11 protein-coding genes are annotated in these 13,004 nt (G+C 50.0%); 6 read left to right on the forward strand and 5 right to left on the reverse strand.

Going from position 1 to position 13,004, the window contains the following annotated elements; all coding sequences use genetic code 11:
• The first annotated feature begins 582 nt into the window (after positions 1-582).
• The 3 genes from Afil_RS07005 to Afil_RS07015 all read left to right on the forward strand — a co-directional run bounded on the left by Afil_RS07005 (position 583) and on the right by Afil_RS07015 (position 4,205).
• Positions 583-936, forward strand: a complete 354-nt coding sequence (locus Afil_RS07005; RefSeq protein WP_230267858.1) for a FeoB-associated Cys-rich membrane protein — start codon at positions 583-585, stop codon at positions 934-936.
• 146 nt (positions 937-1,082) lie between these two features.
• Positions 1,083-2,360 carry an aminopeptidase gene (locus Afil_RS07010; protein ID WP_230267859.1) on the forward strand — a complete coding sequence of 426 codons (1,278 nt, stop codon included), beginning with the start codon at positions 1,083-1,085 and terminating at the stop codon, positions 2,358-2,360.
• 57 nt (positions 2,361-2,417) lie between these two features.
• Positions 2,418-4,205, forward strand: a complete 1,788-nt coding sequence (locus Afil_RS07015; protein WP_230267860.1) for a DUF2812 domain-containing protein — start codon at positions 2,418-2,420, stop codon at positions 4,203-4,205.
• Between the two features lie 168 nt (positions 4,206-4,373).
• Here Afil_RS07015 and Afil_RS07020 read toward each other — a convergent pair whose 3' ends face one another.
• On the reverse strand, positions 4,374-4,829 hold the full coding sequence (locus Afil_RS07020) for a C-GCAxxG-C-C family (seleno)protein (protein ID WP_230267861.1): 456 nt from the start codon (positions 4,827-4,829) through the stop codon (positions 4,374-4,376).
• 289 nt (positions 4,830-5,118) lie between these two features.
• On the opposite strand from Afil_RS07020, the gene Afil_RS07025 reads away from it, so the two are divergent.
• Positions 5,119-5,613, forward strand: coding sequence for a hypothetical protein (locus Afil_RS07025; protein WP_230267862.1), 495 nt, complete (start codon positions 5,119-5,121; stop codon positions 5,611-5,613).
• 261 nt (positions 5,614-5,874) lie between these two features.
• On the opposite strand, the gene Afil_RS07030 is transcribed toward Afil_RS07025, so the two are convergent.
• The 4 genes from Afil_RS07030 to Afil_RS07045 form a co-directional block, all read right to left on the reverse strand.
• Positions 5,875-6,387 (reverse strand): MarR family winged helix-turn-helix transcriptional regulator, encoded by a 513-nt coding sequence (locus tag Afil_RS07030; protein ID WP_230267863.1) that lies wholly within the window; start codon positions 6,385-6,387, stop codon positions 5,875-5,877.
• Positions 6,388-6,565: 178 nt separating this feature from the next.
• Positions 6,566-7,120, reverse strand: a complete 555-nt coding sequence (locus tag Afil_RS07035; protein WP_230267864.1) for an MATE family efflux transporter — start codon at positions 7,118-7,120, stop codon at positions 6,566-6,568.
• A complete protein-coding gene (locus tag Afil_RS07040) occupies positions 7,120-7,968 on the reverse strand; it encodes an MATE family efflux transporter (protein ID WP_230267865.1) in 849 nt (282 codons plus the stop codon). The genes Afil_RS07035 and Afil_RS07040 overlap by 1 nt, the downstream gene beginning before the upstream one ends.
• A gap of 262 nt (positions 7,969-8,230) precedes the next feature.
• Positions 8,231-9,271 (reverse strand): 3-deoxy-7-phosphoheptulonate synthase, encoded by a 1,041-nt coding sequence (locus Afil_RS07045; protein WP_230267866.1) that lies wholly within the window; start codon positions 9,269-9,271, stop codon positions 8,231-8,233.
• 481 nt (positions 9,272-9,752) lie between these two features.
• Here Afil_RS07045 and Afil_RS07050 point away from each other — a divergent pair, with 481 nt between their 5' ends.
• Both Afil_RS07050 and htpG read left to right on the forward strand, forming a co-directional pair.
• Positions 9,753-10,523 (forward strand): hypothetical protein, encoded by a 771-nt coding sequence (locus Afil_RS07050; RefSeq protein WP_230267867.1) that lies wholly within the window; start codon positions 9,753-9,755, stop codon positions 10,521-10,523.
• A 194-nt stretch (positions 10,524-10,717) separates the two neighbouring features.
• The gene (gene htpG, locus Afil_RS07055) at positions 10,718-12,721 is read left to right on the forward strand and encodes a molecular chaperone HtpG (RefSeq protein ID WP_230267868.1); all 2,004 of its coding nucleotides are present in this window, start codon (positions 10,718-10,720) and stop codon (positions 12,719-12,721) included.
• Positions 12,722-13,004: the final 283 nt, after the last annotated feature.

Below are 13,004 nucleotides of genomic sequence, written 5' to 3' on the forward strand. Positions count from 1 at the left end.
CTGAAAGTGATCAGCGAAAGAACGTCGATTAGAAAGTGTCCGCAATTAGGGAACAGATCAAAACGATCGTCCAGTAGTTGGGGTCGCTGCTAATCGGGTGTCCTTGGAATAGGTTGACTCTAAAAAAATTGTCCACTTTCTGGGGTACAGTTTACCATCTGCCAGGAGCACGGTCTTTGTGAAAATATATCTTCTCTTTGTGATTTTAAGTCCTTTATAAAGCAATAAAACATGCGGAAATGATAATAAAAACAATGTACAAATTATTTTTCAGAAAACTCTTACATTTTTAAAAACTGTTTTCGAAAAACCGATTCTGAAATAATGAAGGAAAGAGATTTTATGCAACAGCCGCTCCCGCCCGGGCATCCAACCGAGGGAGACACGTCGTGACAGTATATATATGGATGAGAACTTCAAACTATGGATGAGAACTTCAAACGAAAAAGTGATTTTTAAAGAAAACGCCCAGATCTGGCTTTCGATGTCCAAGCCCGCCAGAAGGTATGTCTTACGGCAGGAGCAAGCACAGTTTCTGCGGCGAGTAATCCATACGACTGTATGCAGGCAAGGAGGAAGGGTATGAATTTTGCAGACTGGATTGTAATTCTGATTCTGGTCATTCTGGCGATTGCCGGATTCAGGAATGCAAAAAAAAGACCGGACTGTACTGGCGACTGCATGAACTGCAAATCGTCCTGCTCGCCGCACGACGAAAAAACGCCGGCTTTTGTGGACCGCTACTACAGGCGGCAGGCCGCAAAAGGAAAGAAAGCGGGACGATCGGATTCATATACAGATGCCCGGCTTTCAAATAAGCGGACTGTTTCCAGAGCGCAGGCTATGCAGGCGCTGGCCAAAGATTCCACCGAGAGCGAGAGCGCGCCTGAGGGCGCATCGAAGCCGGCAGGCGATTTGGACAGAAATCTGCAGTAAGTCAGTATCTGTCCGCATACGCCTCAAACCGAAAAGTTTCGAGACGACCCGGTTTCGGGTTCGAAGCCGGATCGGTAACGATGAGAAATAGAAATACGATACATATAGAAAATATGAAAGAAAAACACGGAAAAGGAGCAGGGGATATGAGTGATCCAAAAACGAAAACCAATCCAGGCAAACGGGAAGAGCAGCTGAACCGTCTGGCTAATGCCGCTGTGCATGCGGGCGTGAAAGTTCAGCCGGGACAGCTGGTCATCATCCGCGCGGAAACGGAAATGCGCGATCTGGTCCATGCCATCTCCCGAAAAGCCTGGAACGCCGGTGCCGGCGATGTGCAGGTGTTCTGGAGCGATGAAGAATTAAGCCGTCAGTTTTACACGCACGCCAAAGACGATGTTCTGGAAACCATTCCGGAATGGATGAGCGTTCGCTACGAAGAAGCGGCGCGAAAAGGTGCGTGCTTCATTGCGCTCGACGGCGATGATCCGGACGGATTCAAGGATGTAGATCCGCGCAAAATGACCCGCCGTTCGCTGGCGATGCGAAAGAAAACGCAGCTCTATCGTTCCGGCATTGACGAAGGAAAAATCGCCTGGACTGTTATTCCCTGCGCGACGAAAGCCTGGGCGAAAAAAGTCTATCCCGAATGCGACGAAGAAGAAGCGGTGAATCGTCTGTGGGACGATCTGATGTCCATTTGCCGGATTGAAGACGACGGACGCGAAGCGTGGGAAACCCATACAGCCAGTCTCGAGAGAAAAGCTGCGCGCCTTAACGAAAGAGGCTATAAAAAATTTCACTACACCTCTTCGAACGGGACCGATCTCTGGGTCGATCTGGTCGATGGCTCGATTTTTGTCGGCGGGGATACGAAACTCGCCAGCGGGCTGTCCATCAGCTGCAACATTCCGACTGAAGAAATCTTTTCGACCCCGCTGAAAACCGGCGTCAACGGTACGCTGGAAGCCGTGATGCCGCTCAACTGGAACGGCATGCGCATCGACGGTTTCGGCTTTACGTTTCAGGACGGCAAAGTTATCGATTTCCATGCCAGAGAAGGATACGAGAGTCTGAAAGCCCTGCTGGAAAGCGACCCGAACGGCAAATACTTAGGCGAAATCGCGATTGTCGATAAAACTTCGCCGATCCGTCAGAAAAACCGGATTTACTACAATACACTGCTCGATGAAAATGCCGCCTGCCATTTTGCCTTTGGTCAGTCGTACATGGAAACATTGCCCGCACTCGAGGGTGCATCTTGTGAAGAACTGGAAGCGCACGGCATGAATCAGTCGGATATTCACGTTGATTTCATGGTCGGAGCCGAAGATCTGCACATTACCGGGGTACGCGCGGATGGAACAGAAGAGGATGTGTTTGTCAACGGCCGCTTTTCGCCGTCGTTTGACCGTATTGCTTAATTATGGTTAGAATGGAACGAAAGGCTCAGGGTTCATCCTGAGAACAAGGTGATGAGCATGTCCGAAGAACAGAACAAAATCGAAGAAACCGTTTCTGAATCCGCAGCTGCAGAAAACGCAGAACCCTCCACTTTGCAGGATGAAAACACGACGGCTTCCTCGAATACGGCATCACAGCCGGAAGAATTTGTCATTCATTCCACAATCGTAAAAGAAACCGCTATGGAAGAAGAGCCGGCCGAATCCGCCAAAGAAACGGAAAAGAACGCGGCGCCGGAAGACGATGGGATTTTTTCCGATCTGCTTCGCGATGCCCCGATTTCTTCTTTGAATATTGAAGAACCTGAATTTGGAACGTTCGATGTCAACGCGGCTTTAGAAGAAGCGCGTACGATTACGAAAAAGCCAAAGAAAAAAGGCAGCCGCTTAGGCAAGCGTCTGCGCCAGACGTTTGGGGCCTCCAAACCGGAAGATGAAAGTACCCCGAAGGAAAAACCGGAAGAAAAGCCAGCGGAAGAAGCCAAACCAAAAATCGAAGAAACACCCGCTGAAACGCCGGTAAAAGAAGAAATTTTACCGATGTTCATGCCGGAATCTTCTTCGCGCAAGGAAAGCACGGCTGCAGCCCGTCAGGCGAGCACCGAAAGCTTTTATTCGAATCTCGAAAGCATGGAAGATCTGATTTCAAACGATCCCCATAAAGCCAAGCCGGGCGACGGACTGAATCCGGAAGTGGAAAAAGAGCTTAGCTTTGAAGAACTCGTCAATTCCAATGAGCTGTTTGGCAATGAGAAAAAGCCGACCAGCTTCAGTGAACTGCTCCATTCCGGCTTTGGACAGCCGGAAACGGAAATCGCGGAAGAAGACATTCTGGTTCATACCGAAAAGGATAAAAACAGCGAAGCCGAACTCGCAAAAACCGCCGCTGCCGATCCTGCGGATGCGCCGGTTGTGATCGGCCGTACCCACTCCATGCCTTCCCTGACCGATCAGGTCCGGGAGATGGAAGAGCAGAAAAAGGCGGAAAAAGAGCGAAAAGCCAAAGAACGTGCTGCCGCAGCCGCCAAACGGGAAGCCGAGCGCAAGCGTAAAGAGGAAGAAGACAACGCTGTTTACGATCCAAAGGCATCGCTAGTCGATGACTACCGCTACGACGAATACCTCGATAAGAAGCGCTTCCTGCTTTCCGACTACAAGAAAACCGAAGAATACCTCAACACCCAGTCCCGTCAGGGCTTCCACTACGTTCACCATGAAGGCAAGAAGTTCTACTTTATCAAAGGCAAACCGCACGATTTCTATTACAAGATTCTCTACTTTGCCAAGGAACCTTCCGATGAATACTGGGATTCTCTGGAAGAAGAAGGCTGGAAAGAAATCGATACGTCTCCAAGCCGCAACAAGCGCGACGCGGGCTGGTACGTTGTCCGCAATGAACGCAAGGACGGCGACCTGACAAAAGTCATTGAAAACGAAGCCGAGAAATATCGCTATTTCACGAAATTTTCCTCGTCCTGCCGCTCGACTATGTTCCTGCTCTTTGTGGTTATGGTCTGCTCGGCGGTATCCCTGTTCTTCCAGTGGTGGTTCAAGGGATTCAAGGCCGTCATGATCGCTTCGGCGGTCCTGTTTGTCATCGCGCTCTGGGTATTCCTGGTGTATGCACGACTTCTCAATAAGTCGCGCAAACAGGCATCCCTGCTGGCCGCAAGACTGCGTCTGGCGGAAAACGATCCAAAGTATAAAGCCATGCTTCATGCCAAGGATACCGACGAAGAACTCGAAGAAGCCTGGGATGCCATCGACGCCAGAGAAGACGACGAAGACGATGAGGATGACAAGTAATCCAAATTGGATGTATTAAATTCGACAATTAACACAAAAGACCTCTTTTCTGCTTACGTGTCTGCGCACGTGAGCGAAAGAGGTCTTTTTCAGTACTGGGCAGTCGCAGATCCTTTCTTTATTGCGGATCGCGTTTCGATTCGGACAGAGGAAAGGGAACGCAGCGGGCTATTCGCTTTTCAGTTCGGCCGGCAGCTGCAGAACGCCTTTTTCCTGAAGCTCGGCAACCGTCTGTTCCATGACCTGAGCGGCCAGAGTCACCGTCTTGAGACAGCGCTCTTCTTTGGAATGATGAAGCATTTTGCATTTGGCACACTGCGTATCGCCGACATGATTTTTAAAGTTTCGAACGAGGGCTGCCTGACTGGCGCGCAGCGGTTCGCAAAGATGCGCCTTGTCTTCAACGAGAAGGCAGGAAAGCGCGGCGTTGCAGGCGCACAGCGCGCCGCATACGTTGCCGGTATACAGACCGGAACCAAAGCCGGACATGAGAATGGATGCCTGCTTTCTGGGCAGACCAAGCTGGTAAACTTCATCGCAGGCCAGAATCAGCGTTTCGGCACAGTTGGTGTTTTCGCAGAGATAAATGCGGCGAACGGTTTCTTCAAGGGAGGGTAATGACATATGCAATATGCCGCACGCAGACGCAAATGCGGCTTTTCCTTTCTTTTTCACATCGCGTTTTTTCATCGACATTCCTCTGAAAAACTCTTCAGGAAAGCCGAGAATGCAAATTTTCTGGTTTGCCAGGCGATGTATTGGAAGTATACCGGATTCAGGTGCTTTTTGATCCAATCCTGTCCATATGGACGCAAATTCGTCCGGTTTCTTTGCGCCGGATGCTTTAGCCGTTAGAATCACTGAAGTGTTCCTTTCGGATGCAGAGATGAGGAACAGAGAAAAGAGAGGAAGTATGAATTCAAAACCGATGAAGGAAGAAATGGACAGTCTTGCGGGGGAACTTCTTGATCAGGAAGTTCTGATGGTCCTGCCAAAGCGGGTCATCCATCAGGAAAGCCCGCTTCCTGATGACTGGAATGTGGACTGGATCGATCAAAGCGCGATCCTGAAAAACGGAGAAGAAATCATCGCCGAAGCCCGGCTGACGGACGCCGATGACTTTGGCTTTCTGCGCCCGGCGATCTGCTTTGAAATGAGCGGGGAAAAAGAAGACGTGATGAAGGCGTTCGAATCGCTGATCAGCCGGCTTGCACTCGACTATGAGAAAACGCCATCCCGCAATCCGCTTTACATTAAGCTGAGTGCCCAGGATCTGGAACTGATCGCGAAGGCGAGCCGGATGGGCTTTATTTCCTATTTTGGGGAGTGGAAACAGGCCGATCCGGATGAATCGGAAGCGCTGTGGATCCAGATCACCGAAGATCTGCGCCGCCGTTTTCCTGGATAATCCCAAATCGACGCAGAAAGAAATGGACGCTGTCTTTGTCTGCCCAGACAAGAGCAGCTTTTTTTCTGCGCGAACGATTTGAGGAGAGTCGGTGAAAAGTACCAGACAGAAAGAAACCCGGCACCTTCAGGAAGCTGCCGGGTCTGTATTGGTTCTGTAAAGGAAAAACAAACGAGCTAAGCCCGAAAAGTACAGGCTGCGCACAGATTGAACAAAGAAATGTCCGATACTGGGGCGTCCCCAAGATGGAATGCGGAACAATTATTCGTCCGAATCGGACTTGATCGTATCCAGAAGACGTTTCATTTCGCTCTGGAAAGTAAGGGTATAGGCATGAATCGAATCGAGCATGGCTCTGGCCTGCTCTGGATCGAGCGAGGCAAAGGCATTGGTCTCCGCCTGATGAATGCCTGCCAGTACCGGATGGAATTTTTTCCGGCCCGCTTGAGTCAGTTTGACGCCTTTGGCTTTCTGGGAGCCGGGAATCGGTACGAAGTCAATCCATCCTTTTCGGTTCATTTTGGACAGCGCGGAATTCAGAGTCTGGACCGGGATGTGAATGCGTCTGGCGATGTCGGCCTGACATAAAGGAGGATCGGCATCGAACACCTCGAGCAGAACCCACAGCTCATTTTCCGTAATCTGAAGCGTTTTGGCAGCCGTAAGGTACGTAGCCCAGTTGTCCGATTCAAGATCGACAAGTTCGTTATACAGCTCCGGCGCACAGCGTCCGTTTTTCGCTGGGATACTGCTGCGCTTTTTCGTATCATCCATGACTCATTTCCTCGCTTAGGACCAGATTTGGCAGTTACATTCGATGCCGTCTTCCGGATCAGGCAGGAAGCGGAATTTTTCAAACTTCGATTGTCTGGCATCATATCGGTCTGGTCTTCTTCCAGTTTACCATTGTCGCGGGAGCCCAAAACGAGCGGCGTCTCCAGCCGGATGCGTTTTAGATCGCATGGGCGTTGGGCTCCATCGGGCCGGATTTCTGTTCATGCGAGAAATAGCCGTATTTCTTACGGCAAAGGCAGAGCAGAAGAAATGCGGTAAGCATCGCCATGGCTTCGGCACACGGCATGGAAAACCAGATGCCGTCGACACCCCAGACGGCTGTGAAAATCAGAATGAAACCGACCTGGAACACCAGCGAGCGTACGACGGAAATGATGGCCGAAACCGGACCGTCATTGAGCGCGGTAAAGAAGCCGGATCCAAAAATCGAAAAGCTGGAAAACAGGAACACAGGCGAGAAGATGTTAAACGCCTGAATCGTAAGGGCCATCAGTTCGGGATCGTAACCCGCAAAAAGACGGGCAAGCGGGGCAGCCAGCAGTTCGGTGGAAAGAAACATGCCCACAGATCCCACGGCCACAATCCACAGCGATTTACGGGTAAGGCTGGCGAGCTCCTGCTTATCGCCCCGTCCATACTGACAGGAGACGAGCGGCGCGCAGCCGACGGTATAGCCCATGGAAACGGCCATGAAAATCATCGATACGTACATCACGTTCCATACACCGCTACGCCGTCTTCACCGGCAAACCGCATAAGCTGATAGTTGTACAAAATGGAAATCAGAGAAGACGCGCAATTGGAAAACAGCTCGGAAATTCCATTCAAAGCCGCCTGTCCAAATTCCTTAAGGCGAATGCGGCTGGCCGTAAAGTAAAGAACTTTGTCCTCTTTCAAACGAAACGGTTTTTTCGCGGGAGAAAGAAAGCAGAGGATTGAAAGCGCAGCGCAGAGCAGCTGTCCAAGGGCAGTGGCGATCGCTGCACCAGGAGCACCCCAGCCCAGAACGCCCACAAAAAGAACGTCCTGCACAATGTTGAGCATGCCTCCCGCAAACGTGACCGCGAATCCGGCCTGCGGAATTCCGGCGGTTACGAAGATGCTCTGAAAGTACATCTGAATCATGTAGAGCGGAAGAGAAAGCTGAAGAATGGATCCGTACTGCAAAGCGTAAGGCATCATCTGTTCGCTGCAGTCCATCCATTCCAGCAATGGCCGCAAAAAGACCAAGCCAAGAACGGACAGGATCATTCCGAGAATCACCGTGGCTGTGAGCAGACTCGTCATCTGCTTTCTGGCTTTTTGGGGATTCTGTTCGCCGAGCGTCTTGCCGACCAGGACGGAAGAACCGGCGCCCATCATAAAGTCGAAACTGGCGAGAATCATGAGAACCGGCATGATGAAATTGACTGCCGCAAAAGCGGTTTTGCCGGCAACGCTGGATAGGAAATAGCCGTCTACGACGCCATAGATCGATGTGAAAACCATGACAAGAATCGTGGGAAGCGTGAAGCGCAGCAGCTTTGGAATCGAATAGTGCTGCGCAAGCGTGTTCGTCATATAAACCTCCTAAAATTTATCCGAAATCGGACAAAATAGAATATATCCGATATCGGATAAAATGTTAAGGCAGAGGGATCTTCCAAAATTTCACATAGTCTTTCTGAAGCGCGAAAATCCGCTGCGGCAGGTGAAGACAGCGTTTCTTTGCTTCTGCGTTTATTCGATCTGCTCAATCAGGCGAAGACGAAAAAACGCCGGAAATTGGCAAATTTCCGGCGCGATTTTTGTTTGGCAGGCAGAATGCCTGGAAAACATCGGCTTAGTATTCTTTGGTTTTGGCGTAAATATCGAGGATCAGACGCTTTGTATCTTCCCAGCCCAGGCACGGGTCGGTAATGCTCTGACCGCGCACATAGTTTTCGCAGATGTCCTGACGGCCTTCAATGAGATAGGATTCGATCATGACGCCTTTAACAAGCTTGCGGATTTCTGGATGATACTTGCGGTTGTGCATGACGTCCATGACGATGCGGATCTGCTCCTTGTATTTCTTATCGGAGTTGGAATGGTTCGCGTCCACGATGACCGCCGGGTTGGCGAGACCGGCTTTCTTGTACAGATCGCTGACGATTTTCAGGTCTTCGTAATGGTAGTTCGGGATGGTCTTGCCGTACTTGTCGACGCCGCCGCGCAAAATGACGTGGGCGAGGGGATTGCCGTCGGTCTGTACGTCATAGCCGCGGTAAATGAAGCGATGAGGATGCTGGGCAGCCGTGACGGAGTTCATCATGACGGAAAAGTCGCCGGATGTCGGGTTTTTCATACCGACCGGAATGTCGATGCCGCTGGCGACGAGACGATGCTGCTGGTTTTCGACCGAACGGGCACCGACCGCTTCGTAGGACAGAATATCGTCCAGAAAGGAACGGTTTTCCGGGTACAGCATTTCATCCGCTGTGGAAAGGCCGGTTTCTTCAATGACACGCAGATGCATGCGGCGAATGGCTTTCAGACCTTCAAGCAGGTCGGGCTGTGCGTTTGGATCCGGCTGGTGGAGCATGCCTTTATAGCCGTCTCCAGTCGTTCTTGGCTTATTGGTGTAGACACGCGGAATGATCATCAGACGGTCTTTAACAATTTCGTTCAGACCGGCGAGCTTGTGGCAGTATTCGAGAACGCTGTCTTCATTATCCGCGGAGCAGGGACCGACGATGACGATAAAGCGATCGTCCTTGCCGGTGAAAATGTCCGCAATTTCCTTATCTCTCTGGGCTTTGATGGCTTTGGCTTTGTCCGACATCGGGATTTCTTCTTTGAGAAGGTCGGGATCGGGCAGCTGATGATTAATATGAATCGACATACGTATTGATTTCCTCTTTCAATTTGTTACATAAAATTTCATTCGGTTTTCAGTATAGCATTGCACGCTGTAATGAAAAGGAAAGCGTAAAACTCCCAAAGGAGTGCACGAAAAAACGTCAGAAAATCGACGAGGAATCCCTGATCCTGTCCGACATCGCCCCCGCATGCAAGATCGAAATGTTACGGACAGAGCTATGTATAGATCCAGCTTTCTGTATAAAACAGAAGGCGGCAAACGGCGAAGTCAAAGCGAATAATGAAATCCCGCTCTTTCTTACAGGATCACCCGTCAAAAATCGAATCCTTTTCATGCTTTCAGAGAACGGCCGGACGGGTCAAATGAGATGCCCAGAGCCGGCCGATTCGGACAAAATCGTATCAAAGAAAGGATTTGCATAACTTGGTATGGATTAAGGGGATGTTTAAAAATGGATTCTTTTTCTGTATCATAGACAAATAGATATGAGGTGAATTTGATTATGAAAACCTACGAAGTTCGACTGGGTTCGAGCGAAGGAGAAAGCACAGCTCCTTTTAACGGCAAGTCCTTTCGCAAACTGAGCGACGCATCGGCACAGATGAAGCGAATTGTCGCAATGCTTCAGGACGACAACAGCCTGATTTCCGACGATCTCGGAATCTGGATTATTCGAAAAAACGCCCGCAAAAATGAGCCGGGAACGCAAACGGAACTGGTTCAGATGCTCTGCGGACTGGATGAAGATACCAACGAATTCTGCTACGAAGGCATTTATCATTTGACAGCCTGCACCGATTTTGAACGCATGATTCTGATCGGCGAAAAGAAAGGCAGCTGGCTGGGCGACTACAGCGTGCAGATCGCTTCCCAGGGCGTAAGCGAAGTCTGCTTCTTCTCGGATCTGGAAATGATTCTGGAATCCGTTAAGGATCTCAAAGGTACGCCGGACCAGATTCGCAACCGCCTGCTGACGATCTACCGTCGTGTCAACGACAAGGAAGCCGAGCCGATTGCGCTGTTCCTCTACACGCTTAAGGACGGCGAGCTCGTTCTGCAAAGCCGCGTGAACGTCGCCGGTGAAGATCGCGACTTTGAAATGCTCGATCAGTTCATTTTGAGCGAGCAGAATCTGCCGGTTGTAGATGCCGAAAACGAAACGGCCGAAGAAGCTGCAGAAAAAGCGGAAGAAGCTGCCTTGAAAGAGGAAGCAGAAGAAGCAGCAGAAGAAACCAAAGAAGAAATGATCGAAGCGGTTTCGGCTCAAGCGTAATTCTCTTCCAGTACAAAATCATTATTATTCAGGCAAAAAAGTCGGTGAAAGCCGGCTTTTTCTGTTGGAATAAATCCGTTGGAAAAGCACGGTATTGAGCTTGCAAACGAAAGTATAGAGAACTATACTGTTAGCAAGCTTAGAGATTAAGTGCTAATTCGCGTATACGCGCGAGTTCGATTATGGAGGTCTGAATGTCTGAACGAAAAGAATTCAAGGCGGAATCGCGCCGCCTGCTTGATCTGATGATCAATTCCATTTACACGCACAAGGAAATCTTTCTGCGTGAGCTGATTTCGAATGCGTCCGATGCACTCGATAAATACTATCTGGATTCGCTGAAAAACCATAAGATTCCAGAAAAACTGGCGATCCGCATCGATTTTGATGAAAACGCAAGAATGCTCACGATTTCCGATAACGGAATCGGCATGACCAAAGAAGAACTCGAAGACAATCTGGGTACCATCGCTAAATCCGGCTCGCTTGCCTTCAAGGAAGAGCTCAAGAAGGAAAAGGAAGCCGGTGAAAACCCGGAAGCCAGCAGTGACTCCGAAGCGGCAGCCAATTCCGATGTCGACATCATCGGTCAGTTTGGCGTCGGCTTCTATTCCGCATTCATGGTCGCGTCCAAAGTCACCGTCGTTTCGAAGGCGCTCGGCAGCGATCAGGCCTGGAAGTGGGAATCCGATGGAACCGACGGCTATACGATTGAAGAAGCCGAACGGGACGATCATGGTACAACCATCACCCTGCTTCTGAAAGAAGATGACGAAAACGAGAAATACTCCGAATATCTGAATTCCTGGAAACTGGAGATGCTCGTTAAGAAATATTCCGACTATATCCGCTATCCAATTGAAATGGATATCACGACGCAGAAACCGGTAAAACCGGATGAAGAAGCGAAGGAAGCGGAAGAGCTGGCAGAACCGAAATTCGAAACGGTTACCGAGACACGCACCCTGAACTCCATGATTCCGCTCTGGAAAAAACAGAAATCGGAAATCACGCAGGAAGAATTCGATCAGTTCTATCAGGATCATTTCAACAACTACACCAAACCGCTCGATACGATCTTCTTCAATATTGACGGTTCGATTTCCTTTACCGCGCTGCTGTACGTACCGTCCAAGCGTCCGGAAAACTTCTACTCCAGCACTTTTAAACCGGGTCTGGAACTGTATTCGCGCGGCGTACTGATTGAAAGCCACTGCGAGAGCCTGCTCCCGGATTACCTGCGCTTCATGCAGGGTCTGGTCGATTCGCAGGATCTGTCGCTGAACATTTCGCGTGAAATGCTTCAGCACGATCATCAGCTGCGCTTCATCCGCAAGCAGACCGAACGTAAAGTTCTTTCCGCTCTGGCAAGCATGCAGGAGAAGAAACCGGAAGACTATCTGAGCTTCTGGAAAAACTTCGGAATCAGCCTGAAGATCGGCATTTACAATTCGCAGGGCGCTGACACCAGCAAGCTGGAAAACCTGCTCATGTATCCGACCAGCGATGACGGCAAGTACAAATCGCTCAAGGAATTTGTCGCTTCCATGCCGGAAGAAGATAAGGACATTTACTATCTGTCTGGAACGAACATCGATACGCTGAACAAGCTGCCGGCAGCGGCCAAGCTGAAAGCCAAAGGCTATCCGGTTCTGTATCTGACCGATGAAGTCGATGAGTTCATCATCCAGATGATCAGCCAGTACGACGGCCACAGCTTCAAGAACGCCGCTCAGGGCGATCTCGATCTCGATACCGAAGAAGAAAAAGAAGCTCTGAAGACTCAGAACGAAGAAAACAAGGACCTGCTGACGTACATGAAGGACGTACTGCCTGAAGTCAGCGAAGTCCGTCTGTCCAACCGTCTGGTCGATGATCCGGTTATGCTCGTTGCCGGCGACGGCCTCTCCTTTGAAATGGAGCACATCTTTGATGTCTTTGCCAAACAGGCTGGCGAAGACACTAACCCGGGTCTGCAGGCTTCCCGTATTCTGGAAATCAATCCGAACAACCCGATCTGGAACGTCCTGCGTACAGAGTATGTAACCGATAAGGACAAGGTTAAGGAAATCGCGCAGATCCTCTACGATCAGGCGTGCCTGATTCAGGGCTTTGCCATTAAGGATCCAGTCGAATACTCCCGCAAGGTCGCTTCGCTGCTGTCGACAATGGCGACTGCCGATGCGAAAAAGGACTAAAGGGCTGAATTGAGAATTCGATGATTCTCGTTTAACCAGACAACCCAGTTTCGTCTTTGAATCCTGATTTAAAAAATCCAGCATCATCAAAACCGATTTGAATCTCTGCGCAGACGCAGAACCAGAACAGCTCTGGTCAGGCGTCTGCGTTTTTATATGGCAATTTTTGCCGCGCCTTTTGCTGCCTTCCAGGCCGCTTCCAGACGATCGGAATGGCTTCGTCTTTTTGAACAGAACCCCGTTTTTATATCCGTGTCATTCTGGAGTATGGATCAGAGCAGGA

Source organism: Allobaculum fili (assembly GCF_020969955.1).
GTDB lineage: Bacteria > Bacillota_I > Bacilli_A > Erysipelotrichales > Erysipelotrichaceae > Allobaculum > Allobaculum fili.